This window comes from Thioalkalivibrio sp. ALE30 (genome assembly GCF_000377465.1).
In the GTDB taxonomy this organism is placed as follows: domain Bacteria; phylum Pseudomonadota; class Gammaproteobacteria; order Ectothiorhodospirales; family Ectothiorhodospiraceae; genus Thioalkalivibrio.
The window spans coordinates 269,586-294,747 of the sequence record NZ_KB898168.1; the positions used below are offsets into that span (position 1 = coordinate 269,586).

A 25,162-nucleotide genomic window follows, 5' to 3' on the forward strand; every position below is an offset into this window, starting at 1 on the left:
CGTCAGGCCGCGCGGCGGCGATGCTCGCGCTTCAGGCGTCGGGCGGTGCGCCAGGCGATCCACAGCTTGCGGATCGGGGTCAGGCGTACGCGGTGTTCCAGAACACGGAAGCCGTCGTCCTCGATCTCGTCCAGCAGAGTGCGGTAGATCGCCGCCATGATCAGGCCCGGGCGCTGGGGATAGCGGTCGGCAGCGGGGAGGTGTTCCTCGGCACTGTCGTAGTAGCGCCGCGCCCGTTCGGCCTGTTCCGCGAACAGGGCGCGATGACGGTCATCGGTGATGTTGACTTGGAACTCCTCGGGTTTGACCTCGTGCTTGCGCAGCTCGTCGAGCGGGATATAGACGCGGCCGCGCATGGCGTCCTCGTGGACGTCGCGCAGGATGTTGGTGAGCTGCAGGGCCATGCCGAGGTCGTGGGCGTACTTCAGCGTGCGCCGGTCGCTGTAGCCGAAGATGTGGGCGGAGAGGATGCCGACCACGCTGGCGGCGCGATAGCAGTACAGCGACAGGGTGGTGAAATCCGGGTAGCTGTCGTAGTCGAGATCCATCTGCATGCCGTCGATGATCTCGTCGAAATATTCGCGGCCCAGGTCGAAGGCGGCGATGTGGGGCTGCAGTGCCTGGGAGATGGGGTGACGGGGTTCGCCCGCGAACAGGCGTTCGATCTCCTGGCGCCACCAGTCCAGCTTGGTCCGGGCGACGCTCTCCTCGCGGACCTCGTCGACGATGTCGTCCACTTCCCGGCAGAAGGCGTACAGCGCTGTGATGGCGCGGCGCCGGTCGGGCTCCAGAAAGCGAAAGGCGTAGTAGAAGCTGGAGCCGCTCTGTGCGGCCTTCTCCTCGCAATACTCGTCGGGGGACATGCGCTCTCGCGTGGCGGGTGTCGAACAGGGACGGGAAGGCTAGCACAGGCAGTGCGCGAGGCGGGAGATTGCCCCCGAAGGCGGATTGTTGACCTGTATCAAGCCCGCTACCGGGTCGTGGTCGTAGCCTGTGGCGATCCGATGCCGAAAATGGGCGGTACACGCTCGAGGGGGACCCGATGGAGCAGCGCCTGGTATTTGATCCGGAGATCCTGCGTCGCTATGACGTGAGCGGACCTCGCTACACGTCGTATCCCACGGCACCCCAGTTCCACGAGGGTTTCGACGACCGCGCGTATGCCGACGCGGCGCAGGCCACGAACGGGGCGGACCCGGCGCGTCCGCTGTCGCTTTACGTGCATGTCCCGTTCTGCGACACGGTCTGTTTCTATTGCGCCTGCAACAAGGTCATTACCGGCAACTACCAGCGGGCGCAGCGCTATCTCGCGTATCTGGAACGCGAGGCCGCGCTGCAGGGCGAGCTGTTTGACGCGGAGCGCACGGTGGGGCAGTTGCACTTCGGCGGGGGCACGCCGACCTATCTCGGGGACGAGGATCTGCGCCTGGTGATGGCATTGCTCGGGCGCCACTTCCGTCTCGATGCCAGTGCCGCGCGCGAATTCTCCATTGAGATCGACCCGCGCGCGGTGCGACCCGGGACGATACCGCTGCTGGGCGAACTGGGGTTCAACCGCATCAGCCTCGGGGTGCAGGACTTCGATCCGGATGTGCAGCGGGCGGTCAACCGCATCCAGCCCTTCGAGGTCACCGCGCGCGCCGTCGAGCAGGCCCGGGCCCATGGGTTCGAGTCCACCAACTTCGACCTGATCTACGGGCTTCCGCTGCAGACGGTGGAGACCTACACCCGCACCCTGGAACGTGCCCTCGAACTGCGCCCCGAACGCCTGGCGATCTACAACTACGCCCATCTGCCACAGATGTTCAAGACGCAGCGCCAGATCCGCGAGGCGGACCTGCCTGATGCGGCGGAAAAGCTCGCGATCCTGGAGACGACCATCGAGCGGCTGACCGCGGCGGGCTACGTCTACATCGAGATGGATCACTTTGCCTTGCCGGACGACGAGCTGGCCGAGGCGCAGCGAGCCGGGACGCTACAGCGCAACTTCCAGGGCTATTCCACCCGCGCGGAGTACGACCTCGTGGCGCTGGGTCCCACGGCCATCGGGAAGGTCGGCGCGACCTACAGCCAGAACCTGCGCGAGCTGGATGCCTACTACGCCCGCCTGGATGCGGGCCGCCTCCCGGTCTTTCGGGGGCTGGAGCTGAGTGCCGACGACCGCCTGCGGCGCGACGTGATCAGCGAGCTGATGTGCCACTCGCGGATCGACTTTGCCGCGATCGAGGCGCGCCACGGGATCGTGTTCGGCGAGGTCTTCGCGGATGCGCTGGGGCGCCTCGAGGGTATGCAGGACGACGGCTTGGTGCGGATCGAACAGGGCCGGCTGGATGTGCTGCCGCGCGGTCGCCTGCTCCTGCGCAATGTGGCCATGGCATTCGACGCCTATCTGGCGACCGAAGGCCAGCCGCGGTACAGCAAGGTGGTTTAGCGGGCTCGGGGGCGCCGACGCGGGCGCAGGCTGTGGCTCAGGATGATCCAGGCGTCGCGGGTGCGGAGGCGCGGGCGGGCGAAGACGTCCTCCTGCTGGCGCAGGCGCCAGAGGATGCGGGCGCCGCCATTGATGATGGCGCGGATCTCCAGCCCCAGGCGCCCGCGCAGCATCCCGCCCAGGGGTGCGCCGGCCCGCAGCAGGCGGTCGGCGCGGGCGTACTGGAACTGCATCAGGTTGCGCAGCTGGAAGGTGGTCTTTCCGGCCGCGAGCATGGCCTCGGTGACGCCGTACTGGTCCATCTCCTCCTGCGGCAGGTAGATGCGGTTGTTCTCCTCCAGGTCCTGCTGCAGGTCCTGGTAGAAGTTGATCAGTTGCAGGGCCGAGCAGATGGCGTCGGAATGGCCCAGCATTTCCTCGGTCGGGTTCCCGTCAAGATGCAGCATGAGCCGCCCTACCGGGTTGGCCGAACGCCGGCAGTAGTCCATCACCTCGCCAAAGGTCGCGTAGCGCGTCTGGTCGAGGTCCTGCAGGAAGGCATCGATCAGGTCGGAGAACGGTGCCGCCGGCAGGTGGAAACGGGCGCGGGCATCCGCCAGGGCGATCCATTCGGGATCGTGTTCCGCGGCCGGGTCCTCCAGGACCTGCACGCGTTCCTGCATGGCCAGCAGTGCCTGGCGGCGTTCTTCGACCGGGCGCGGGTCCTCGTCGGCCAGGTCGTCGGCGTCGCGGGCAAAGCAGTAGATTGCCGCCACCGGGTCGCGCAGGCGGCCGGGCAGCAACCAGGAGGCCACAGGGAAGTTCTCGTAGTGCGCCGTGGCACGCTGACGGCAGTGGCGATAGGCCTGGCGGATCCGGGGTTCCATCAACCATCAGCCCCCGCGGGGTGGCGGGCGTGATCAGCCGGCAAGGCTGCGCTCCGGGGCGGGGGCGCCGTTGTACCAGGCCCAGAAATCGTCGGGTTGCTCCAGGGCGCCGTCGGCGCCCCATTGATCCGGCTGCTGGTCCGCGTCGATGTAGCCCCAGTTGGCGATCAGGGTGGGCATGCCGGCGGCGCGTCCGGCCGCGATGTCGCGCTCGGCATCGCCCCAGTAGCAGTGGCGCTCCGGGGGCAGGCCGGTTTGCCGCGCCGCCAGCCACATGGGTTCGGGGTCAGGCTTGCGCTGGGGCAGGGTATCGCCGCTGACAACGGCCGCCATGCGTGCCCGCAGGCCGAGCGCCTCCAGCAGTGGATCGGTGAGCCAGCCCGGCTTGTTGGTGACCACGCCGACGGACCAGCCCCGGGCCTTGCAGCGGTCCAGGAGCTCGGCGAGCCCGGGGAACAGGGCGGTGGCCTGGCACAGGTCGCGGGCGTAGATCTCCAGGTAGCGCTTCTTCAGGTGCTCCGTGAAGGCGGCATCGGCGTCGGGGAAGGCGAGCGCGACGAGGGCCTGCGAGCCGTGGGAGACATGGTTGCGCACCGCCTGGAAAGGGAGTGGCGCGCGGTCGTATTCGGCCATCAGGGTGACCAGCGCCGCATGCATGTCCGGCGCGGTATCCAGCAGCGTCCCGTCGAGGTCGAACAGGAGCGAACCCAGATCGCGCGTCATGCGGTGGTGTCGTCGCCCCGGCGGGCGGCCATGAGGTAGTTCACGTCGGTGCGCCCCACCAGGCGGTAGCGACCGCTGAGCGGCGAATAGGTCAGCCCGGTCATCGCGGTGACCTCGAACCCATGGCGGCGCAGCGCGGCGCCCAGTTCCGAGGGCCGGATGAAGCGGCCGTACTCGTGGGTGCCGGCGGGCAGCATGTTCAGCAGGTATTCGGCCCCGACGATTGCCTCGGCGAAGGCCCGCGGCGTGCGGTTGATCGTGGACAGAAACAGCCAGCCGCCGGGACGCACAAGCTTCACGAGCGCATCAATGACCGCTTCGGGGTCGGGCACGTGTTCCAGCATCTCCAGGCAGGTGACCACGTCGTAGTCGCCGGCGTGGTGTTCGGCATGGGCCTCGGCGGTGGTATGCAGGTAGTGGATCTCTAACCCCGCTTCGTGGGCGTGCTCGCGGGCAACTTCCAGGTGTTCGGCACCGGCGTCCAGGGCGGTGACGTGCGCGCCGCGCACCGCCATCGCCTCGGACAGGATGCCGGCACCGCAGCCGACGTCCAGCACCTTCTTGCCGGTCAGGTCGGCCTGGGCGTCGATCCACTCCAGACGCAGCGGGTTGATCGCATGCAGGGTGGCGAAGGGGCCGCTGGGGTCCCACCACTCGCGGGCGCGGTGCGTGAACTTGTGGATCTCGGCGCTATCGACGTTGGCGTGCGTCTGCGAACGGGATTGAGTCTGCGGGCTCATGGGATCGGTCTCGCTCAGGGAAACACTGGTTAATGTACACGTTCGCGCTCGAGTCGCTTTTGCGTGCGAACAAGGCGCGGTGACCGCCGTGCAGTCATTCTGCACAAGGGAGCCGCAACGCCGTTCTCGCGCCCGTTTTCGATAACAACGGGCGGCCGAGCCCCCGCTTTCAATCGTTTGTGGGGTTGGTACCCCAGGTCTCCCGATCCTGCGTTGCGGCCCTTGCCGGTAGAACCACTACCGGCTGCGCACCGCGCCTTGTCTCGGAAAACCTGGGGTACCAACGCGAGCGTGTACATTAATCAATGTTTCCCTCAGGCAATGGGCTGCTGGGTTTCCAGCACCCGGATGCGCCAGTCATCGGCTTCGGCGCGGAGGTCCTGCACGTTCAGCGTAAGCAGTTCCCGGTCGCGCAGCAACGGGCGTCCGGCCACGTAGACGTCGCGTACGGCATCCCGCGTGGCGGCATACACGATTTGCGCGCTGGGGTCGTGCGCCGGCTGCAGCTCCAGGGCCTGCAGGTCCACCGCGACCACGTCCGCTTGCTTGCCGGGCTCCAGCGAACCGATGCGGTCGTCCAGCCCCAGGGCGCGGGCGCTGCCGAGGGTGGCCATCTCCAGGGCCGAGGCGGCGGGCAGCGCCGCGGCGTCGCCGCTGACGGCCTTGGCCAGCAGGGCGGCGGTGCGCATCTCGCCGATCATGTCCAGATCGTTGTTGGAGGCGGTGCCATCGGTGCCCAGGCCGACGGTGATCCCGGCTTCCTGCAGACGCGCGACGGGGCAGAACCCGGACGCCAGCTTCAGGTTGGATTCCGGGCAGTGGGCGACGGACACCGGCCGGTCGCGCAGCTGGTCCAGATCGGATTCGTCCACCTGGGTCATGTGCACAGCGATGAAGGGCTGGTCCAGCATGCCGAGTCGGGCGAGGCGCGCCAGGGGCCGTTCGCCGTGGTCACGGACGGCGTCGGCGACCTCGCTGGCCGTCTCGTGGACATGCATGTGAATCGGGGCGTCGAGTTCGCGCGCGCGATCGGCCACGCGCTCCAGGCTCGCATCGCCAACGGTATAGGGCGCGTGCGGGGCCACATTGAAGGCGATCCGTTCGTGTCGGCCCCAGGCGGTCACCACGTCGGCGCCGCGCTGGAAGTACTCGTCGGCCGTGCTCGCCCAGGGGGTGGGGAAATCGAACACGGTCAGGCCCAGGGAGGCGCGGATACCGGTCTCGTCGACCACTCGCGCCGCGTCCTCCACGAACAGGTACATGTCGCTGAAACAGGTGGTGCCGCCACGCAGCATCTCCGCGACCGAGAGCCGGGTGCCGGCGCGCACGAACTCGGGCGAGAGCAGCTTGCCTTCGGCCGGCCAGATGTAGCGCTTGAGCCAGTCCATCAGGGTGTGGTCGCTGCCGATGCCCCGCAGCAGGCTCATCCCCGAGTGGGTATGGGCATTGACCAGGCCGGGAATCAGGGCGTGCCCGGGATGGTCGCGGTACTCCGCATCGGGGTATCGGGCGCGGGCGGTCTCCGTGGGCTCGATCGCCTGGATGACGCCGTCGCGGATGATGAGGGCGTGATCCCGCAAGATGGTGTCGCGGGGGATGACCGGGAGAATCTGGGGGGCGCCGAGGATCAGCGTCTGGGTCTGGTTCATGGGACACGGTCTGCGCGGGATACAGGGTCGCGCATGGTACCCGAAAGGGGCGGCGTTGCGCCGCCCCGGGGCGGTAAGGAGACGCTGATTGAATCGCGCGTCCGCGCTCGAGTCGCTTTTGCGTGCGAACAAGGCGCGGTGACCGCCGTGCAGTCATTCTGCACAAGGGAGCCGCAACGCCGTGTGCGCGCCCGTTTTCGATCAACAACGGGCGGCCGAGCCCGCTCTTTCAATCACTTGTCGGGTTGGTGCCCCCTGTTCCCCGAGCCAGCGTTGCGCCACTTGCGGGTAGAACCACTACCCGCTGCACGACGCGCCTTGTCTCGGAAAACAGGGGGCACCAACGCGGACGCGCGATTCAATCAGCGTCTCCTTTAGGACTACTGGCGGTTGATCGCGAAACGGCCGGGGCCGGTCAGGGCCAGCGCGATGGCCGCGAACAGGAACATACCCTGCAGTTCCAGGGCCCAGCCGCCGTGGCCGGTGAGCTGGAAGACCTCGTGGGCATGCGCCAGAGCGATGGCAAAGACCATGTTGATCGCGATGAGTACGGCGCCGATGCGTGCATAGAGTCCGAGGATGACCAGGATCGGCGCCAGGATCTCGCCGATATACACCCCGTAGGCCAGGATGGTCGGGAGTCCGGCGTCGGCCAGCATGCCTTCGATGCCACTGATGCCACCTGTGATCTTCGCGATGCCGTGCAGCAGGATCATGATGCCGAGGGCCAGTCGCAGGATCAGCTTGCCGCTGTCGTCGAGGGTGTGGTCCATGTCGATACTCTCCTTGTAGCAGGGCGGGCAGTGGCCCGCGTTGGGGCCCGGGGCGATGCCGCCGGGCCCGATTCGGCTGGGCCCCCGCCAGAACGAGGGGGCCCTGGAAAATGGACCGGTTCGGTCAGCCGGCCTCGCGCCCAAGGCGCTGGGCGCGGGCGACCTCCGCAACGTGCCGGCCCTGGGAGGCGGCCATGCCCAGTTCGCTCTCGCTCGGCTGGCGCGAGCCGTCGCCGGCGGCCAGCGTGGTGGCACCGTAGGGCGTGCCGCCGCAGACCTCGCTGACGTCGAGCATGCGCTTCTCGGTGTAGGGTAGACCAACCACGGTCATGCCGTAGTGAAGCAGATTGACGATGGTGGAGACCAGGGTCGTCTCCTGGCCGCCATGCTGCGATGCCGTGGAGCCGAACACGCTGCCGACCTTGCCGACCAGCTTGTCGCCGAACCACAGGGCGCCGGTCTGGTCGAGGAAGTTGGCCATCTGGGCGGCCATGCGGCCGAAGCGGGTCGGGGTGCCGATGATGATGGCGTCGTAGTCCGCCAGTTCCTCCGGCTTCGCGATGGGTGCGGCCTGGTCAAGCTTGGCGCCGGCGTTGCGGGCCACCTCGTCCGGCATCAGTTCCGGGACACGCTTGATCGTAACCTCGGTATCCGGGACTTCGCGGGCCCCCCGGGCCACGGCCTCGGCCATCTGCTCGATGTGGCCCCAGGTGGAGTAGTACAGGATCAGGATCTTGGTGCTCATGGTCGACGGGCCTCCGTTTGTCGGGAATCGAATATCCGTCAGCCTAGATCCGATTTATACGAAAGAAAATGCCGAAAAAAGCCCCTTAACGTTCGTTTAAATTGAACGGTTATCGGTGGGCGGCCGGGTGGCGGTTTCCCGCCTGGCGGAGGACCTGTGCCTCCAGGACGGCCAGGGTGTCGGGGTGACCGTACAGGTAGCCCTGGAAATGACGGCAGCCCAGGCCGAACAGGAAGGCGCGCTGATCGTCGTTCTCCACCCCTTCGGCGATCACGTCGAGGTCCAGGGTGTGGGCCAGATTGACCACCATCTGGGCAATCGCGGCATCGTTCGGGTCATCCAGCACATCGCGCACGAAGGATTGATCGATCTTTAGTTGGGCCAGCGGCAGGCGCTTGAGGTAGGCCAGCGACGAGTAACCGGTGCCGAAGTCGTCCAGGGAGAATTCGATCCCGAGCGTGCGCAGTTCCTCGATGTGGGCAATGACCGTTTCCACGTTCTCCAGCAACATGCTTTCGGTCAGTTCCAGTTTCAGGCGTTCCCCGGGGGCGCCGGTTTCGTCCAGGATCGCCGCCAGGTCGCGGACGAAGTGGCGGTGGCGGAACTGGCGGGCGCTGACGTTGACCGACAGCGTCAGGTCACGGAAGGCCGGCTGGTGCTGCCAGGCGGCCAGTTGCTCGCAGGCCGCGCGCATGACCTTGCGGCCGATGGGGACGATCAGGCCGGTCTGCTCGGCTACGGGAATGAACTCGGCGGGGGAGATCGCGCCACGGGTTTCGTGCATCCAGCGCAGCAGGATTTCGGCGCCCATGACCGCGCCGGAGGCATCCACCTGCGGCTGGTAGTGCACGCTGAAATGGTCCTGATCGAGCGCATGGCGCAGCTCGCTCTCGAGTTCGAAGCGGGCCTCGACCGCGCGGTGCAGGTCGGGGTCATAGAAGCGGACGGTGTTGCGCCCGGCGTTCTTGGCCCGATACATCGCCAGGTCCGCCTGTTTCAGGATCTCCTCCACGCCCAGGCTGCGGCCGCTGAACAGCGTGGCGCCGATGCTCGGGGTGACATGGCGTTTCTGTCCGGCGAGCTCGAAGGGGTCGCGCAGGAGGTCGATCAGTTTGCGTCCCACGGCTTCCGCCTGGGTCGCGGCCCGCGCCGGGTCGGGGTGGAGGTCGTTGAGGATAACCACGAACTCGTCGCCCCCAAGGCGCGCCAGGGTATCCGCCTCGCGGACCGAGTCCTGCATGCGCTCGGCGACCTGCCGCAGCAGGTCGTCGCCCACGGCATGCCCCAGGGTGTCGTTGATGTCCTTGAAGTTGTCGAGGTCGATGAACAGGAGCGCGCCGTGCAAATGGCTGCGCTCGGTGTTCCCGAGCGTCTGGCTCAGTCGATCGTGCAGCAGGGTACGGTTGGGCAGATGGGTCAGGCCGTCGAAGAAGGCGAGACGGCGGATCTCGTCCTCGGCCTGCTTGCGGTCGGAGATGTCGGTCATCGTGCCGAAGGTCGCCGTGACCTCGCCGCGTTCATTGAACCGGGCACTGGCATAGACGCTGACCCAGCGGATGTCGCCTTCGCGGGTGCGCAGGCGGATCTCCTCGGACTGGGCATGGGACCCGCCCTCCAGCAGGGTGGCACAGAAGCTGCGGGCGTCCTCGGTGTCCTCCGGGGCCACGAAGTCGCACATCGGGCGGCCCAGGGTCTCTTCCACGCTGAAGCCGGTGAGGTGTTCCCAGGCGGGATTCAGGAGGGTCCAGCGTCCGTCCGCATCGGTGCGGAAGATGACCTCGGAGATGTGGTCCACGACATCGCGGTAGCGATTCTCGCTTTCGGCCAGGGCATCGGTGGCGCGCCGGTGGGCGGTGATGTCCAGGGTCAGTCCGCGCAGGCTCTCGCGGCCGTCACCGTCCGTGGCCCAGGACAGGATGTCGCGCAGCCAGATCCACTGGCCGTCGCGGTGGGCAAAGCGGTAGTCCACGGTGCGCGACTGGTTGCGGCTCTCGCGGGCGGCGTTCTGGACCCGTGGCAGGTCGCTTGGATGGATGTGGCGGGCCCGCAGTTCGCCGCGGCCCAGATTGCGCGCGGGAAAGCCGAGCAGGTGGCGGGTGTCGCCGGCGACGAACTCCCATTCGTGAGTGGCGGGGTTGGCCTCCCACAGGATGGCATTGGCCCCGCCCAGCATGGATTCCAGGCGCGCGACCGAGCGGTTGAGTTGCTGGTTTTGCTGTTCCAGCGTGGTCTGGGTTGTGCCGAGATTGGCGGCGACGTCGTTGAAGGTGCGCGCGAGGTCGCCGAATTCGTCGTTCGAGCGCATCGGGATGCGATGGTCCAGGCGGCCGACCTGCAGGGCCTTCGCGCCCTGATTCAAAAGGCGCAGCCGGCGGGTGATCACCAGACTGAACACAATCGCGGCGACCATCGACAGTACCAGAACCCCCATGGCCAGCAGGACGTTGCGCTGCAGGAGGTCGGCGGACAGGGCATCGATGGCGTCCGTCGAGTACCCGACCGCGAGGGTGCCCAGGGGTTGTCCGGCCAGTTCGATGTCCCGGAGGATCTCGATCTGTCCGGGGGCAGTGCGAATGCGGTCGCCGGATTCGGGGATTGCCTCCGGCGAGATGCCCACGGAGGCCATGGGCTGGTCCTGGGCATCGAGCACTACCGCGTAGAGCACGTGGGAGTCGTCCGCGACCAGGTCCAGCAGGTCCTGCAGCATCGCCGGATCGGCGTAGGCCAGCCCCGGAGTCAGCGCGCTGGACAGGAGGCGCCCCTGCTGCTCGGCAAAGCGCTCCAGCATCTGCGACTGGTTCTGCTGCACCTGGGAGATGCCACTGAACATCAGTACTGCGACCATCGCGACCTGGATCGCGACGGTGCCAATGATGATCTGCCAGGCGAAATTCAGGCGCATGCGGGGCTTGGCTCGCGTGTTCGCGGCGCCACCAGAAGGCTGGGGCCGAAGCTGGTTGGAGCCAGGCCGGAGCGGTTCATGGAAGGGTTCCGAGTCGGGGGCTTGCCAGTAGGGATGATTGGTCAAAAGCCGAAATTGTCGCGCATATTCTACGGGACTGTTCCGTAGATGCCCATCGTGGCAATGTCGCCCCACAGGTTTCTGGAGCCCACTTCATTTCGCCTTGGGTTCGAACGAATCAAAAGCATTCTTGAACGCGTCCTGGCGAAAAGGCAGGAAATCGGTGTCCTGAACGGCAACGAAACCTCGGTGGCGTATCGCACGCAGGAGGTGCTGCCCCTGGGCGGAGTCTTCAAGCCTGATGAGCGAGCGGGTCAAATCGCCGGCGTTCGCCACGACAGTGTCGCGTGCCAGAAGCGTCATGCCGGGGAAAGTGGGTGATGCCTCGATGACACGCACGAGAGTCCCATCCCCGAGTGACATCAGCATGGTTGTAGCACCCAGACGGGTGAGAGATTCCACCAGGTCACCATCCGTGACCAGAACCAGGGCCTCGGTTTCCCCGCGCAGGAAGGTAGTGACGGCGGCGCTGTGATGGTGGTGGTGCCGGACGATCGGCCGGGACTCTTCGTCTGTCCATGACTGCCTGGAGAGCGCGTGATTCAGATAGGCCGCTGCCAGACTTTCCTCGAAGGGTGCGGCAATGCGTGCATTCGCCAGATCCTCGACACGGTCGAATGGCGACTCGGGGAGCACCGCAATCAGGATCGCCAGCCGGTCCCGGGTGGCCGCTATCGCCTGGTAGCGCGTCTCCGTTTCAAGGAACGGCACCACATGCGGCGAGGTGAACACCAGGTCGTAGCGTTCGGCAGCGAGCCTTTGGTGGAAGACGTCACGGGTTCGCGCAGATTCGATTCGAACCGGAACCTCGAGTTGCTCGCTCAGCCAGTCGCGCAACGGTGCGTATCGCTCGAAGAGGGCTGGGGGGCTGAGAAAGGGCTGGATGCCCAGGGACCGGGTCTGGGCATCGTTTGCCAGTGCTGGCAAACCGCCGAGCATCAGCAGAACCGGGATGAGCACCGTACTGGCCGGCCGCGTGATCCAGTGCGCGGCAGGAACACGTGCGGGGATTGTGCGTGTTCTGGTCATGTCATTGCGCCCCTCTCTCGTTCATACGGCATTCCGAATATTGAGTAAAGCCCAACGCGACCGGAACGACCGGTCGTGAAACTGTTAGGGATGGCGGTGCCGGCAAGCTGACGATTTGAGCGCAGAGTTGTGTGGCCCGCTATGGAATCGTCAATAACTTGTCGGTTCTGGTAGGTATCCAAGGGGCCTTGCCGCGCCTTCGGCGAAACTGGCGCTTTTCTTGCTTGTTTGAACCGGCAGTAGACAAGCGTGCCCGGGGTGCGGCAGGAGAATTCAGGATGGGAGTATTGGACAGGATCGCAGAGGCCTTGCTGGCGACACTACAGGGGCTCAGCCCGCTGACGGTGATTGGCCTGTTCGCGCTGGTGTTGTTCGCGTTGTTCCTGGTGGCCCTGGGCGCGACGGCGCTGCGGCGCGCGAGGGCCCTGCAGGGGGCCGCGCCCGCGTTGCTGACCACGCTCGGGATCCTCGGGACGTTCCTGGGGGTGGCGATTGGCCTGCTGGACTTCGATGCGGGACGTGTGGAGGCGAGCATCCCCGCGTTGCTGGAGGGGCTCAAGCTGGCCTTTGTGACCAGTATCGTGGGCATCCTCCTGTCGGCGGTGCTGCGCATGGTGCAGGTGTTGACGCCCACCGCGGCTCTCGCGGAGCGCGAGGTTCCCGCCGAGGCGACAAACGGCACCAAAGATCCGGCGCAACTGGCCGCACAGCAGCGCGATGCCGCACTGGCGATGGTCGAGGCCGTGCGGACTCTGGACCAGCGCCTCGATGCCCGGCTGGAGCGGCAGCACCGGGAACTGACCGGGGCGCTGGACGGCATGGCCGAGCGCATCACCGAAATGAGCAGCACGCATCTCGTCGAGGCGCTGGAGCGGGTGATCCACGATTTCAACCATCGTCTTGGCGAGCAGTTCGGGGAGAACTTCCGCCGCCTGGATAACTCGGTCGCGAGACTGCTGGAGTGGCAGGATCAGTACCGTCAGCAGATGGAAACCCTGCAGCGTGCCTTTGATCAGGCGCGCAGCGGGGTCGAGCAGACCGAGCAGACGCTGGAGCGCATGACGGGCCAGGCCCTGCAGATCACGCGTCACGTGGAGGATCAGGAGTCGACGCTCTCCAGCCTGCGCCGCGAGACGGTCGAACTGGAGGCGCTGCTGGGCAGCATCGCCGCCCTGCGCGATCGCGCAACCGAGGCTTTCCCCGCCATGGATGCCCGCCTGGAGGCGATGCTCGAGAGCATCGAGAACGCCGTTCAGGCCGGACACGCGGCCGAGCAGCGCTGGAGCCGGCCGGTGGCATCAGCGGGCGGGCGTAACTGATGTTTGCGTGGATGGCGCGGCGCGGACGCCGGGCCGAGGGCCCCGGCAGCGAGGCGGACCAGGGCTCGCACTGGCTCGCGGTGGCGGATCTGATGGCGGCGTTGATGATGATCTTCCTGTTCCTCGCCCTGCTGCATATGGTGCAGGTGGAGCGCGAGAGTGCCGCGCACACGGAGGTGCGCAACGAGGCGGCCGCGCTGCGCGCGGCGATCTATTCGGTGCTCGAGGAGGAGTTCCGGGAGGATCTGCCGCGCTGGAACGCGGAGCTGGATCGCGACAGCCTGACGCTGCGTTTCCGTGAGCCGGAGGTCCTGTTCGAGCGCAGTTCAGCCTCCATCCGGCCGCGATTCGAGGCGATTCTGGCGGATTTCATGCCGCGCTATGCCGAACAGCTGCGCCCGTTCGCCGAGGTGATCCGGGAGGTGCGGATCGAAGGCCACACGTCGAGTGAGTGGGCCGGGAGCGACGATCCCCTGGAGGCTTATTTCGGCAACATGGACCTCAGCCAGCGGCGCACGCGGGCGGTGCTGGAATATGCCTACCAGCTGGAACCCCTGCAGGAGGCGGACTGGTTTCGCTCGCGGGTCGCCGCCGTGGGCCTGTCATCTTCGCGGCGGGTGCTGGATGCACAGGGCGAGGAGGACCGCCGCGCCTCCCGACGGGTCGAATTCAGCGTGCTGACGGACTTTGAAACGCGCCTGCTGGGCGAGGCCTCGCCGGCGGCGCCGGACCCCTTGCCGCTGGAGGCGCGCGGGCGCTGATCGTAAGGGGAACACGTAATCAGTGTTGCCCTCGGCGTCAGAGGGCCTGAAGCAGGGCCTCGCGCAGTCGGGTCTGTGCCTCGGCGTCCAGCGGGGTGCGCCCGGGTCGGCTCAGCAGGAAGCTGTCTTCGACCTGTTCGCCGGCCGTGGCGATGCGGGCGGTGCGGACGTCGATACCCTGCTCGCCAAGGATATGCCCGATGGTGGACAGCAGGCCCGGTCGATCCAGGGCCCGCAGGCGCATGCGCGTGGCGTGGCCCCCGGGCGCCGGCTCGAATTCGATGCGGGTGTCCACGTCGAAGTGCTTGAGGCGTCGCGGTAGCTGACGCGTGGCGGGGTTGGGGGTGCGGCCCTGGCGGGCGAGTTCGTGCTCCAGAGCGTGGCGGATCTCGTCGGCGCGATAGCCGGCATCGACGGTCTGGCCGCCGCCGCTCTCCAGGACCAGGAAGGTATCCAGGGTGCGGCCACCCGCCGTGGTGATGATGCGGGCGTCCACGATGTCGAGCCCGAGCTGGGTCAATGCGCTGGTGATGCGGGCGAAGATCTGCGGGTGATCCTCGGCATAGACGAAGATCTCGGTGCTGCCGCGCGAGGTCTTGGGGCGTACCAGGATCAGCGGGAGCGCGTCCGGTTCCAGCGGGAGCAGGGCCTGGGCATGCCAGGCGATCTCGTCGGCGGAATGGCGGAGGAAATACTCGTCGTCGAGTTCATCCCACAGCCGACGCGCCTGTTCCGGATCGAAGCCCTGTTGCTGTAGCCGCTCGAGCGCCTCGACGCGCGTCTGCCGGATCTGCTCGTCCATGTCCGGCGGGGTGTCCAGGCCACGATCGAGGACGTTGCGCGTGGCGTGGTAGAGGGTCTGGAGCAGGGCATCCTTCCAGCTGTTCCATAGCTCCGGGTTGGTGCCGCGGATATCGGCAATCGTGAGCAGATAGAGAAAGTCCAGGCGTTCGCCGGTGGCGACCTCCCGTGCGAAGCCGAGGACCACCTCGGGGTCCGAGATGTCCTTGCGCTGGGCCGTGAGGGACATCAGCAGGTGCGAGCGCACCAGCCAGGCGACCAGCCCGGCATCGGCGTCCGAGAGCCCGTGTTGCTGGCAGAAGTGCAGGGCGTCGTGGGCGCCCAGCTCGGAGTGGTCGCCGCCGCGACCCTTGGCGATGTCGTGAAACAGCGCGGCCAGGACCAGGCGTTCCGGCCGTTCCAGGCTCGCGTGGATGCGGTGCGCCAGGGGTTGTTCGTGGGCGAACTCGGGCAGCGCGAGCCGGCGCGCGTTGCGCACCACGTTCAGGGTGTGTTCGTCCACGGTGTAGGCGTGGAAGAGGTCATACTGCATGCGCCCGATGATGCGGCCGAAGGCCGGCAGATAGTTGCCCAGCACGCCATAGCGGTTCATCCGGCGGAGCTGGCTGGTGATGCCGCGCGGCGCGCGCAGGATGTCCATGAACAGCTCGCGGCAGACCGGGTTGCGTCGGAAGTGACCGTCGATCAGGTGGCGGTGGGCCCGGATCAGGCGGATGGTGGAGGCCCGTATGCCCTGGATCTCGGGGTGTTCCTGCAACAGGCGGAAGACCTCCAGCAGGGCCGGCGGGTAGATCATGAAGACCTGGTCGTGCGCGGCCTCGAGATAGCCGCCCCGGAGCTGGAAGCGCTGATGGATGCGCACCGGTTCCTGCAGGTTTTCGGGGTCGTCCAGGATGGCCTCGTTGAAGTGCTGCAGGAGCAGCTCGTTCAGGCGCTCGAGGTCGTTGATGGTGCGGAAGTAGCGCTGCATGAACTGCTCGACCGCCCGGTTGTGGTTCTGGTCGACGAAGCCGAAGGTGTTGGCCAGCTGGCGCTGCAGGTCGAACAGCAGGCGGTCCTCGCGGCGGCCGGCCAGCATGTGGAGGGCGAAGCGCACGCGCCAGAGGAAGTTCTGGCCCTCCATCATCTCGCGGAACTCGCCCTCGCGCAGGAAGCCCAGCGAGACCAGTTCCTCGATGCGCTCGGCGCCGTAGTGGCGCTTGGTGACCCAGCCGATCATCTGGATGTCGCGCAGCCCGCCAGGGCCTTCCTTTACGTTCGGCTCCAGGCGGTAGGCGGTCTCGCCGAAGCGGCGATGCCGGGCCTGTTGTTCCGCCAGCTTGGCGGCGTAGAAACTGCGCGAGTCCCAGATGCGATCGGGTTCGATGGCCTGGCGGAAGTCGTTGAACAGACCCAGATGGCCGGCCAGGTAGCGGGCCTCGATCAGGTTGGTCGCAACGGTGATGTCGTCGCGCGCCTCGCGGGTGCAGTCTTCGATACTGCGCACGCTGTGCCCGACTTCGATGCCGATATCCCACAGGAAGGTGACGAAATCGCTGATGCGGTCGAAGCGGGCACGGTCGTGCTCGCCCTCGAGGATGATCTGGATATCGATGTCGGAGGCGGGATGCAGTTCGCCGCGCCCGTAGCCCCCGACCGCGATCAGGCACAGCCGGTCGTCGTCGGCCAGGCCCTTCTGCGCCCAGATCAGCTTGAGCAGCTCGTCGATGCGCCGGGCATGGCCATGGATCAGTTCGGCGATGGGCATGCCGTCGCGAAAGCCCTGGTACTGCTGCTCCAGGATGGCGCGGCGGCGGTCCCGGAACAGGGCGATGTTCCCCGGGTTGCGGCTCAGGCGCTGGTAGTCCTCGCCCCAGTCGGCGGTGAAGGCCGGGGTATCGAGTTCGCCGGGGGTGCTGCCCGCAGGATTCATTGCAACTCCGTGGCGTTGTTGGTGCGAATCGGCGGGTAAGGGAGGCGAAAAGCCCGGATCAGGCCGCGATCTCCTGGGGCGGGGTTTCGTCCTTGCGCAGGGTCAGGATCTCGTAGCCATCCGCGGTCACCAGGATGGTGTGCTCCCACTGGGCCGAGGGGCTGTGATCCTTGGTCACGGCGGTCCAGCCGTCGGCGAGGATGCGCGTATGCCGGCGTCCGGCATTGATCATGGGTTCGATGGTGAAGCACATGCCTTCCTCCAGCGTCATGCCGGTGCCGGGCTTGCCGTAGTGCAGGACCTGTGGGTCCTCGTGAAAGCCGCGCCCGATCCCGTGACCGCAGAATTCCCGCACCACGGAGCAGCGCCGGGCCTCGGCGTATTCCTGGATGGCGTGTCCGATGTCGCCCAGCGTGGCCCCGGGGCGGACCTGCTGGATGCCGAGGTACATGCTGGTGCGCGCCACGTCGATCACCCGCTGGGCCTGGATGCCGGCCTTGCCGATCACGAACATGCGGCTGGTATCGCCGTGAAAGCCGTTCTTGATGACGGTGATGTCAATGTTGAGGATGTCGCCGTTCTTCAGCTTCCGGTCGCCCGGGATGCCGTGGCAGACCTGGTGGTTCACCGAGGTGCAGATCGACTTGGGAAAGCCCCGGTAGTTGAGCGGGGCCGGGATCGCGTCCTGGGTGTTCACGATGTAGTCGTGGCAGATCCGGTCCAGCTCCCCGGTGGTCACGCCGGCCTGCACATGGGGCTCGATCATCTCGAGGACTTCGGCGGCCAGGCGGCCGGCGACGCGCATGTGTTCGATCTCTTCGGGGGTCTTGATGGAAACGGACATGGGGGCTCCCGCCGCGGCGCCCGGAGGGGCTCGGCGTTTGGTTCGGGTAAGCGTCCTATGCTATAAAGCGCGCGCCTCGCTGGCAATTCGGCGGGGCCGGATGCCGCCCTTTGCGGGGCCGGTGTTCGAAACCTAAATCCACACACGTATCGGCACGGTCTGTCGGGTGCCCGCTCGCGAAAGAAGATTCGGTTCGGGTTTCAGATCGGGATACGTGGAGGCTCAACCCGTTACAGGAGAAACCTCATGTCCCTCGTGACTATGCGACAGATGCTGGAGGCCGGCGTGCACTTCGGCCACCAGACGCGTTACTGGCATCCCAAGATGGCCCCGTACATCTTCGGGGAACGCAACAAGATTCATATCATCAACCTCGAGAAGTCCCTGCCGATGTTCAACGACGCGTTGAACTTCCTCGGCAAGCTCGCCGCCGACGGCGGCCAGATCCTGTTTGTCGGCACCAAGCGCTCGGCGCGCGACGTGGTGGCGGAAGAGGCACGTCGCTGCGGCATGCCGCACGTGAGCCACCGCTGGCTGGGCGGGATGCTGACCAACTTCAACACGGTCAAGCAGTCGATCAAGCGCCTGAAGGATCTCGAGACGATGGACGCCGACGGCAGCTTCCAGGTCCTGAACAAGCGCGAGGCCCTGAGCCGTCGCCGCGAGAAGGAAAAGCTGGATCGCAGCCTGGGCGGTATCAAGGACATGAACCGCATGCCCGACGCCATGTTCGTGATCGACGTGGGCTACGAAAAGATTGCCGTGGCCGAGGCGAAGAAGCGCGGCATCCCGGTGGTGGCAGTGGTCGATTCCAACCATTCCCCGGAAGGCGTGGACTACGTGATCCCGGGCAATGATGACGCGATGCGTGCCATCCAGCTCTACGTGGCCGCGATCGCCGACACGATCATCGAGGCCAAGGGCGCCGTGAGCACCGGTGGCGTGAGCGAAGAAGAGTTCGCCGAGCCGGCCGCGGCCGAAGGTTCCGACGACACCGCGTCGCCCGCCAACCCCGCTTGATAACCGGGACCGGCCGCCCGAGGCGGCCGGTCCGAGCATGATTCAGGAGCACCAACGATGCAGATTACTGCTGCACAAGTGAAAGAACTGCGCGAGCGCACTGGCGCCGGCATGATGGAATGCAAGAAGGCCCTGACCGAGACCGGGGGAGACCTGGAAGCGGCCGTGGAAGCCATGCGCAAGTCCGGCATGGCCAAGGCCGACAAGAAGGCGGATCGGGTTGCGGCCGAGGGCCGGGTCGAGATCGCCTGCGAGGGTTCGCAGGCCGTGATCGTCGAGATCAACTGCGAAACCGACTTCGTTGGCAATGACGACAACTTCCGTGCCTTCACCGGCACCTGCGCCAAGGTGGCGCTGAACACCGCAGCCGATTCCGTCGAGGGTCTGATGGCCGAGACCGTGGATGGCCAGACCCTGGAAGAGCAGCGCACCCAGCTGATCGCCAAGGTGGGCGAGAACGTCCAGGTGCGTCGCTTCGAACGAATGAGCGCGGAAGGGGCCCTGGGCTTCTACCAGCATGGCGCCCGCATCGGTGTGCTGGTCGGCCTGAACGGCGGAGACGAGGCGCTGGCTAAGGACATTGCCATGCATATCGCGGCCAGCCACCCGGTGTGCGTGGACGAAAGCCAGGTGCCGACCGAGATGCTCGACAAGGAGCGCGCGATCTTCAAGGCGCAGGCCGAGGAGTCCGGCAAGCCCGAGAACATCATCGAGAAGATGATCGAGGGCCGGATCCGCAAGTACCTGGGCGAGATTACCCTGGTCGGCCAGCCATTCGTGAAGGACCCCGATCAGACTGTCGGCCAGTTGCTGGAGAGCAAGGGTGCGTCGGTGTCCGGATTCATCCGCTATGAAGTGGGCGAGGGGATCGAGAAGAAGACCGAGAACTTCGCCGAAGAGGTCATGGCTCAGGCGCGCGGCGCCTGATCCAGCAGGATCCCGGGGCGGCCGCTTGAAGCGGCCGTTTCCGGATAAGAGGGCCAGAAAAAACTGGCAAGCGAGAATAACGAGCCCGAGATAAGGAACTCCATGAGTCAGGACAGCCAGCCCGCGTACCGGCGCATCCTTCTGAAGTTGAGCGGGGAGGCCCTGATGGGCCAGCAATCCTACGGGGTGGACCCGGATGTCCTGGCGCAGGTGGCCGAAGAGGTCTCGGAGCTCTCCCGCATGGGGGTAGAGGTCGGCATCGTGATCGGTGGCGGTAATATCTTCCGCGGTGCGGGTCTGGCGCAGGGCGGCATGGACCGGGTGACCGGTGATCACATGGGCATGCTGGCGACGGTGATCAACGCGCTGGCGCTGCAGGATGCGATCGAGCGGGCCGGGCGTTTCTCCCGCGTAATGTCGGCGATCCGGATCAACCAGGTCTGCGAGGACTACATCCGGCGCCGTGCGGTGCGCCATCTCGAGAAGGGGCGGATCGTGGTGTTCGCGGCCGGGACCGGTAATCCGTTCTTTACGACGGACTCTGCGGCCAGTCTGCGGGCGATCGAGATCAACGCCGATATCATGATCAAGGCGACCAAGGTCGACGGTGTCTACGATGCCGACCCGGTCAAGAGCAAGGATGCCCGACGCTTTGAACGCCTGACGTTCGATGATGCGCTGGAAAGGCGCCTGGGCGTGATGGATACCACGGCCCTGGTGATGTGCCGCGACAACGGCCTGCCGATTCGTGTAATGAACATGTTTGCCAGGGGCGACCTGCAGCGGCTCGTGATGGGCGAGGCGGTGGGTACCCTGGTCGAGGGATCCCGCAATGAGTGACGCCACCATCAAGGACGCGCGCGAGCGCATGGACAAGAGCCTGGAAGCGCTGCGCAACGAACTGTCGAAGATCCGCACGGGGCGGGCGCACCCCACGCTGCTCGAGCACGTGCACGTGGAGTACTACGGCATGGAAGTGCCGATCAACCAGGTCGCGAACATCACGGCCGAGGATGCGCGCACGCTGGCCGTGGTGCCGTACGAGAAGGACATGGTCGGGAAGGTCGAGAAGGCCATCATGACCTCCGACCTGGGCCTGAACCCGGCGAGCATGGGGACCGTGATCCGGGTGCCGCTGCCGGCGCTGACGGAAGAGCGCCGCCGCGAGTTGGTGAAGGTGGTGAAGGCGGAGGCCGAGCACGCACGGGTGGCCGTGCGCAATATCCGGCGTGACGCTAACAATGCCTTCAAGCAGCTGGTCAAGGACAAGGAGATGTCCGAGGACGACGAGCACAAGGCCCAGGAGCAGGTCCAGAAGCTGACCGACGACCACATCGCGAAGGTCGACGCGATGCTGGCGGACAAGGAAGCCGAGTTGATGGAAGTCTGACCGGCGCGCACGATGCCGGTTATCGCCAAACCCCGCGATGGGCTTCCCGCGCATGTCGCCATCATCATGGATGGCAACGGCCGTTGGGCCGAGGCGCGCGGTCTGAGCCGATCCGAAGGCCACCGCGCCGGGCTGGAGGCGACGCGCAACGCCGTGCGCTTCTTTGCCGAACAGGGCGTTGGCACCCTCACCCTGTTTGCCTTTAGCAGCGAGAACTGGGCCCGCCCCCGGGAAGAGGTCGAGGCCCTGTTCGACCTGTTTGTCTCCGCCATCGAGGCGGAGCTTCCGGAGCTCGTCGAGCGGGGTATCGTGCTGCGCTTTATCGGGGATCGCGCCACGTTCCCGTCCGATCTTCAGGCACGCATGACCGAGGCCGAGGAGGCCACCGCCGGGAACGACCGCATGTGCCTGGTGGTGGCGCTGGGCTATGGCGGGCGCTGGGACATCCTGCAGGCGGCCCGGCGCTGGGTGGCCGACAGCGACCGCGGAGCGGACCCCGAGGCCGCCTTCTCCGGATATCTGAGTACGGCCGGCCTGCCGGACGTGGATCTGCTGATCCGCACCGGGGGTGAACACCGGGTCAGCAATTTCCTCTTGTGGCAGGCGGCCTACGCCGAACTGCTGTTCATCGAGACCTTCTGGCCGGATGTGACGAATACGGAGCTGGAGGAAGGGCTGACCTGGTACGCAAGCCGCCAGCGCCGCTTCGGGCGCGTGCCGGCCGCGGGCGACGCGGCCGCGCCGGGGGAGGCGACCGGTGCTTAGGCAACGGATCCTGACGGCGTCGGCCCTGGGCCTGCCGGCCCTGGCCCTGGTGGCCTGGGGCCCCAACTGGGCCGTGCTGCTCCTGGTGGTGCTGGTGCTCGGGCTGGCCACCTGGGAATGGGGCGGCCTGGCGGGACTGGTGGGCCACGGTGCCCGCGCCGCGCTGGTCGCGGCCGTGGGCGCCCCCGTGCTGGCGCTTGGAACTGCCCCCGCAGGGGCGCTGCACTACCTGATTCTGGGCCTGGCCCTGCTGTGGTGGCTGGTGATCCTGCTGGTGCTGCCGTTCTACCGGGAACACGAGGAGGGCGCGCGCGGCCGACATGGACCGCTGTTTGCGGTTGCGGCGATCCTCACCCTGGTGCCGGCCGGAATGGGCCTCGTCTGGTTGCACGCACTGGCCCCGTTGCTGGTGGTGTATCTGGTGGTGCTGGTGGGGCTCGCGGATACGGGCGCCTACTTCGCCGGCAAGGCCTTCGGCCGCAACCCGCTGGCGCCCCATATCAGCCCCGGAAAGACCCGCGAGGGGTTATTCGGCGGCCTGCTCACGGTACTGGCCTTCGCGACCGTGGTGGCGATCGGGTGGGGGCTTGCCCCGATGGACGCGCTGGTCTTCCTTCTGCTGTCGGTACTGATCGGTCTGGTGTCGGTGGTCGGGGACCTGTTCGAGAGCATCCTGAAGCGCGAGGCCGGGTCCAAGGACAGTGGTTCCTTGCTGCCGGGTCACGGGGGTATTCTGGACCGGTTCGACAGTATGGTTGCAGCCGCCCCGGTGTTCCTGGCCGGGCTGTTGTGGCTGGCGCTGATACCGGCCTCGCCGGTGACGGGATAGCGCGCGCAGGCGCAGGTACTCATGAAGACGACGCAGCTCACCATTCTCGGATCGACCGGCAGTATCGGGCTGAGCACGCTGGACGTGGTGGCGCGTCAGCCGGCACGGTTCCGCGTCCATGCCCTGACGGCTCATCGCAATGTGGAACGCATGCGCGAGCAGTGCCTCCGGCACGCGCCGGAAATCGCGGTGATGGTCGATGCGGATGCTGCGGATGCCCTGCGCACGGCCCTGGCGGCGTCCGGTTCGCGCACGCAGGTGCGCGCGGGCGCGGAGGCCCTGGCCGAGGTGGCTCGCGCGCCGCAGGTGGATGCGGTAATGGCCGCGATCGTGGGGGGCGCCGGACTGTTGCCCACGCTGGCCGCGGCGGAGGCGGGCAAGCGGGTGTTGCTGGCGAACAAGGAGGCGCTGGTGATGTCCGGCGCCTTGCTGATGGATGCCGTGCGGCGCTCCGGGGCGTGCCTGCTGCCCATCGATTCCGAGCACAACGCGATCTTCCAGTGCCTGCCGAACGGGTATGTCTGTGCGGAGCCGGTGACACCGCACGGCGCCCGCCGGATCTGGCTGACCGCGTCGGGCGGGCCGTTTCGCGATCGTCCGCTGGACAGCTTTGCCGGCATCACCCCGGACGAGGCCTGTGCTCATCCCAACTGGGAGATGGGGCGCAAGATCTCGGTGGACTCCGCGACGATGATGAACAAGGGCCTGGAGGTGATCGAGGCCTGCTGGCTGTTTGCGGTACCGCCGTCGACGATCCAGGTCGTGCTGCATCCGCAGAGTATCGTGCACTCGATGGTGGCCTATGACGACGGCTCTGTGCTCGCGCAACTCGGGAATCCCGATATGCGAACACCGATTGCCCATGCCCTGGCCTGGCCCGAGCGCATGGAATCCGGGGTCGAGCCCCTGGACCTTCTGACCATGGGCCGGCTGGAGTTCTCCGAACCGGAAGCGGCGCGCTTCCCTGCGCTGGGGCTGGCCTATCAGGCCCTGGAGCGCGGGGGGACGGCGACGGCGGTGCTGAACGCGGCGAATGAGGTGGCGGTGGAGGCGTTTCTCGCCGAACGCCTGGCGTTCAGCGAGATCCCAGTGGTGATCGCCGCCACTCTCGATGCCATCGAGGCCGAGCCGGTGGACTCGCTGGAGCGGGTGTTGAGCGCTGACCGGAAGGCACGCGCGATCGCCGGGGAGCAGGTGGCGAACGCACGGCAAGTGGTGTCATGACCTTTCTGACGAGCCTGCTGGCATTTGCGGTGGCGATCGGCGTGCTCGTGACCGTGCACGAGTATGGACATTACCTGGCCGCGCGCCTGATGGGTGTCAAGGTGCTGCGGTTTTCGGTCGGTTTCGGGCGCCCGTTGTACAAGCGCTACTTCGGACGGGATCGGACGGAGTTCGTGATCGCCGCGCTGCCCCTGGGCGGCTACGTGAAGATGCTGGATGAGCGCGAGGGGGCCGTCGCGCCGGAGGAGGTCCCGAGCGCCTTCAACCAGAAGGGTCTCGGGGCCCGTACCTTTGTGGTGTCGGCGGGACCCGCGGCGAATTTCCTCCTGGCCATCGTGGTGTACGCCGTGATGTTCATGGTGGGCGTGGGAGGGGTCAAGCCGATTCTGGGCGAGGTGGCGCCGGAGACGCCGGCCGCCGAGGCCGGGCTCGAGCGCGGGCAGGAGATCCTGCGGGTGGGGGATCGCGCGGTCGTGGACTGGGAGCAGGCCAACCTGCGGCTGCTGGATCATGCCGTGCGCGGCGAGGCCGTGACCCTGCTGGTGCGGGATGTGGAGGGTCGCGAGTTCGAGCGCGAGGTGGATCTGCGCGATCGCCAGGCGCTGCTGGGCGAGGGGCAGTTCCTCGACAAGCTGGGCTTGCGGCCGTATCGCCCCGCGCTGGAACCGCGTATCGGCGCGGTCGAGGCCGGGAGCCCCGCCGCGGCGGCGGGGCTGGAGCCGGGTGATCGCGTGCTGGCCGTGGATGGCGACGCGGTGACCGACTGGAACGACTGGGTCGAGCGCGTGCGTGCCCGTCCGGAGACGGACTTGCAGGTGACGGTCGAGCGGGATGGCCGAACCCTGGAGCTGCGCATGACGCCGGAGGCTGTGGATCATGAGGGCACGCGCATCGGCCGGATCGGTGCCGGGGTGGACCCGGATCAGCCGGCGGCGCGGGAGATGGCGGTCCTGGTGCGTCAGGGCCCGGTGTCGGCCTTTGTTTCCGGTGTCCAGCGCACGTGGGATGTCTCGGTCCTGACGCTCGGCATCCTGTGGCGAATGATCACCGGGGATGCGTCGGTTAAAAATATCAGCGGACCGGTTACCATAGCCGAGTTCGCGGGGGTCTCGGCGCTGATCGGGGTCTCGGCGTTCCTGGGTTTCCTGGGGCTGGTCAGTGTTTCCCTCGGGATCATCAACCTGCTGCCGATCCCGATGCTGGATGGCGGACATCTGCTGTATTACGCCGCCGAGGCGGTCAAGGGCAGCCCGGTGTCGGAGCGTACCCAGATCATCGGACAGCAGGTGGGGCTCCTGGCGATCGCGGGCCTGATGACACTGGCCCTGTACAATGATTTGACACGACTGTTCGGCTAGGCGTGGCGACGGGCCCCTCCGGATCGGGGGTCTT

22 protein-coding genes are annotated in these 25,162 nt (G+C 66.9%); 11 read left to right on the top strand and 11 right to left on the bottom strand.

Translation table 11 applies throughout. The annotated features are described in order from the left end of the window. Positions 1-2: 2 nt before the first annotated feature. The gene (hpnD, locus tag D107_RS0101190; RefSeq protein WP_018867010.1) at positions 3-863 is read right to left on the bottom strand and encodes a presqualene diphosphate synthase HpnD; all 861 of its coding nucleotides are present in this window, start codon (positions 861-863) and stop codon (positions 3-5) included. A 179-nt stretch (positions 864-1,042) separates the two neighbouring features. Here hpnD and hemN point away from each other — a divergent pair, with 179 nt between their 5' ends. After that, complete coding sequence (hemN, locus tag D107_RS0101195) at positions 1,043-2,431, top strand: oxygen-independent coproporphyrinogen III oxidase (protein ID WP_018880562.1); 1,389 nt, start codon at positions 1,043-1,045, stop codon at positions 2,429-2,431. Here hemN and hpnC read toward each other — a convergent pair. The 8 genes from hpnC to D107_RS0101235 form a co-directional block, all read right to left on the bottom strand. Continuing rightward, a complete protein-coding gene (hpnC, locus tag D107_RS0101200) occupies positions 2,428-3,297 on the bottom strand; it encodes a squalene synthase HpnC (RefSeq protein WP_018880563.1) in 870 nt (289 codons plus the stop codon). The genes hemN and hpnC overlap by 4 nt on opposite strands. Before the next feature lie 33 nt (positions 3,298-3,330). Then, positions 3,331-4,020, bottom strand: coding sequence for a phosphoglycolate phosphatase (gph, locus tag D107_RS0101205; protein ID WP_018880564.1), 690 nt, complete (start codon positions 4,018-4,020; stop codon positions 3,331-3,333). Beyond that, the gene (gene ubiG / locus D107_RS0101210) at positions 4,017-4,760 is read right to left on the bottom strand and encodes a bifunctional 2-polyprenyl-6-hydroxyphenol methylase/3-demethylubiquinol 3-O-methyltransferase UbiG (protein ID WP_018880229.1); all 744 of its coding nucleotides are present in this window, start codon (positions 4,758-4,760) and stop codon (positions 4,017-4,019) included. The genes gph and ubiG overlap by 4 nt, the downstream gene beginning before the upstream one ends. A 314-nt stretch (positions 4,761-5,074) precedes the next feature. Next, positions 5,075-6,409 (bottom strand): TRZ/ATZ family hydrolase, encoded by a 1,335-nt coding sequence (locus D107_RS0101215; protein ID WP_018880565.1) that lies wholly within the window; start codon positions 6,407-6,409, stop codon positions 5,075-5,077. Between the two features lie 380 nt (positions 6,410-6,789). Then, complete coding sequence (locus D107_RS0101220) at positions 6,790-7,182, bottom strand: DoxX family protein (protein WP_018877471.1); 393 nt, start codon at positions 7,180-7,182, stop codon at positions 6,790-6,792. A gap of 124 nt (positions 7,183-7,306) precedes the next feature. Continuing rightward, the gene (gene wrbA, locus D107_RS0101225) at positions 7,307-7,927 is read right to left on the bottom strand and encodes an NAD(P)H:quinone oxidoreductase (protein WP_018867003.1); all 621 of its coding nucleotides are present in this window, start codon (positions 7,925-7,927) and stop codon (positions 7,307-7,309) included. 109 nt (positions 7,928-8,036) lie between these two features. Then, the gene (locus tag D107_RS0101230; protein ID WP_018880566.1) at positions 8,037-10,829 is read right to left on the bottom strand and encodes an EAL domain-containing protein; all 2,793 of its coding nucleotides are present in this window, start codon (positions 10,827-10,829) and stop codon (positions 8,037-8,039) included. 213 nt (positions 10,830-11,042) lie between these two features. Next, positions 11,043-11,909, bottom strand: a complete 867-nt coding sequence (locus tag D107_RS0101235; protein ID WP_018880567.1) for a PhnD/SsuA/transferrin family substrate-binding protein — start codon at positions 11,907-11,909, stop codon at positions 11,043-11,045. A gap of 347 nt (positions 11,910-12,256) precedes the next feature. Between D107_RS0101235 and D107_RS0101240 the strand changes: the two genes are divergently transcribed. Both D107_RS0101240 and D107_RS0101245 read left to right on the top strand, forming a co-directional pair. Continuing rightward, positions 12,257-13,297: a hypothetical protein gene (locus D107_RS0101240; RefSeq protein WP_038035061.1), complete on the top strand. Its 1,041-nt coding sequence runs from the start codon at positions 12,257-12,259 to the stop codon at positions 13,295-13,297. Continuing rightward, positions 13,297-14,058 carry an OmpA family protein gene (locus D107_RS0101245; RefSeq protein WP_018880569.1) on the top strand — a complete coding sequence of 254 codons (762 nt, stop codon included), beginning with the start codon at positions 13,297-13,299 and terminating at the stop codon, positions 14,056-14,058. Before D107_RS0101240 ends, D107_RS0101245 begins: the two co-directional genes overlap by 1 nt. Before the next feature lie 37 nt (positions 14,059-14,095). On the opposite strand, the gene glnD is transcribed toward D107_RS0101245, so the two are convergent. Beyond that, complete coding sequence (glnD, locus tag D107_RS0101250; protein ID WP_018877466.1) at positions 14,096-16,771, bottom strand: [protein-PII] uridylyltransferase; 2,676 nt, start codon at positions 16,769-16,771, stop codon at positions 14,096-14,098. A 58-nt stretch (positions 16,772-16,829) separates the two neighbouring features. Beyond that, complete coding sequence (gene map / locus D107_RS0101255) at positions 16,830-17,615, bottom strand: type I methionyl aminopeptidase (RefSeq protein ID WP_018866997.1); 786 nt, start codon at positions 17,613-17,615, stop codon at positions 16,830-16,832. A 246-nt stretch (positions 17,616-17,861) separates the two neighbouring features. On the opposite strand from map, the gene rpsB reads away from it, so the two are divergent. From rpsB to rseP, 8 genes are all read left to right on the top strand, one after another. Continuing rightward, on the top strand, positions 17,862-18,635 hold the full coding sequence (gene rpsB, locus D107_RS0101260; RefSeq protein WP_018866996.1) for a 30S ribosomal protein S2: 774 nt from the start codon (positions 17,862-17,864) through the stop codon (positions 18,633-18,635). Between the two features lie 57 nt (positions 18,636-18,692). Next, positions 18,693-19,562, top strand: a complete 870-nt coding sequence (gene tsf, locus D107_RS0101265; protein ID WP_018880223.1) for a translation elongation factor Ts — start codon at positions 18,693-18,695, stop codon at positions 19,560-19,562. Between the two features lie 102 nt (positions 19,563-19,664). Next, complete coding sequence (gene pyrH, locus D107_RS0101275) at positions 19,665-20,402, top strand: UMP kinase (protein ID WP_018866994.1); 738 nt, start codon at positions 19,665-19,667, stop codon at positions 20,400-20,402. Continuing rightward, positions 20,395-20,952 (top strand): ribosome recycling factor, encoded by a 558-nt coding sequence (gene frr, locus D107_RS0101280; protein ID WP_018880571.1) that lies wholly within the window; start codon positions 20,395-20,397, stop codon positions 20,950-20,952. The genes pyrH and frr overlap by 8 nt, the downstream gene beginning before the upstream one ends. A gap of 12 nt (positions 20,953-20,964) precedes the next feature. Then, the gene (gene uppS / locus D107_RS0101285) at positions 20,965-21,717 is read left to right on the top strand and encodes a polyprenyl diphosphate synthase (RefSeq protein ID WP_018880572.1); all 753 of its coding nucleotides are present in this window, start codon (positions 20,965-20,967) and stop codon (positions 21,715-21,717) included. Next, the gene (locus D107_RS0101290) at positions 21,710-22,546 is read left to right on the top strand and encodes a phosphatidate cytidylyltransferase (protein WP_018866991.1); all 837 of its coding nucleotides are present in this window, start codon (positions 21,710-21,712) and stop codon (positions 22,544-22,546) included. The genes uppS and D107_RS0101290 overlap by 8 nt, the downstream gene beginning before the upstream one ends. Before the next feature lie 21 nt (positions 22,547-22,567). Next, complete coding sequence (gene ispC, locus D107_RS0101295; RefSeq protein ID WP_018866990.1) at positions 22,568-23,770, top strand: 1-deoxy-D-xylulose-5-phosphate reductoisomerase; 1,203 nt, start codon at positions 22,568-22,570, stop codon at positions 23,768-23,770. Continuing rightward, positions 23,767-25,128 (top strand): RIP metalloprotease RseP, encoded by a 1,362-nt coding sequence (gene rseP, locus D107_RS0101300; RefSeq protein WP_018880573.1) that lies wholly within the window; start codon positions 23,767-23,769, stop codon positions 25,126-25,128. The genes ispC and rseP overlap by 4 nt, the downstream gene beginning before the upstream one ends. The last annotated feature ends 34 nt before the right edge of the window (positions 25,129-25,162 follow it).

Bases quoted from the DNA above. Each gene is read 5' to 3' on its own strand.
- hpnD (WP_018867010.1), bottom strand. From the start codon at position 863: ATGTCCCCCGACGAGTATTGCGAGGAGAAGGCCGCACAGAGCGGCTCC.
- hemN (WP_018880562.1), top strand. From the start codon at position 1,043: ATGGAGCAGCGCCTGGTATTTGATCCGGAGATCCTGCGTCGCTATGAC.
- hpnC (WP_018880563.1), bottom strand. From the start codon at position 3,297: ATGGAACCCCGGATCCGCCAGGCCTATCGCCACTGCCGTCAGCGTGCC.
- gph (WP_018880564.1), bottom strand. From the start codon at position 4,020: ATGACGCGCGATCTGGGTTCGCTCCTGTTCGACCTCGACGGGACGCTG.
- ubiG (WP_018880229.1), bottom strand. From the start codon at position 4,760: ATGAGCCCGCAGACTCAATCCCGTTCGCAGACGCACGCCAACGTCGAT.
- D107_RS0101215 (WP_018880565.1), bottom strand. From the start codon at position 6,409: ATGAACCAGACCCAGACGCTGATCCTCGGCGCCCCCCAGATTCTCCCG.
- D107_RS0101220 (WP_018877471.1), bottom strand. From the start codon at position 7,182: ATGGACCACACCCTCGACGACAGCGGCAAGCTGATCCTGCGACTGGCC.
- wrbA (WP_018867003.1), bottom strand. From the start codon at position 7,927: ATGAGCACCAAGATCCTGATCCTGTACTACTCCACCTGGGGCCACATC.
- D107_RS0101230 (WP_018880566.1), bottom strand. From the start codon at position 10,829: ATGCGCCTGAATTTCGCCTGGCAGATCATCATTGGCACCGTCGCGATC.
- D107_RS0101240 (WP_038035061.1), top strand. From the start codon at position 12,257: ATGGGAGTATTGGACAGGATCGCAGAGGCCTTGCTGGCGACACTACAG.
- D107_RS0101245 (WP_018880569.1), top strand. From the start codon at position 13,297: ATGTTTGCGTGGATGGCGCGGCGCGGACGCCGGGCCGAGGGCCCCGGC.
- glnD (WP_018877466.1), bottom strand. From the start codon at position 16,771: ATGAATCCTGCGGGCAGCACCCCCGGCGAACTCGATACCCCGGCCTTC.
- map (WP_018866997.1), bottom strand. From the start codon at position 17,615: ATGTCCGTTTCCATCAAGACCCCCGAAGAGATCGAACACATGCGCGTC.
- rpsB (WP_018866996.1), top strand. From the start codon at position 17,862: ATGTCCCTCGTGACTATGCGACAGATGCTGGAGGCCGGCGTGCACTTC.
- tsf (WP_018880223.1), top strand. From the start codon at position 18,693: ATGCAGATTACTGCTGCACAAGTGAAAGAACTGCGCGAGCGCACTGGC.
- pyrH (WP_018866994.1), top strand. From the start codon at position 19,665: ATGAGTCAGGACAGCCAGCCCGCGTACCGGCGCATCCTTCTGAAGTTG.
- frr (WP_018880571.1), top strand. From the start codon at position 20,395: ATGAGTGACGCCACCATCAAGGACGCGCGCGAGCGCATGGACAAGAGC.
- uppS (WP_018880572.1), top strand. From the start codon at position 20,965: ATGCCGGTTATCGCCAAACCCCGCGATGGGCTTCCCGCGCATGTCGCC.
- ispC (WP_018866990.1), top strand. From the start codon at position 22,568: ATGAAGACGACGCAGCTCACCATTCTCGGATCGACCGGCAGTATCGGG.
- rseP (WP_018880573.1), top strand. From the start codon at position 23,767: ATGACCTTTCTGACGAGCCTGCTGGCATTTGCGGTGGCGATCGGCGTG.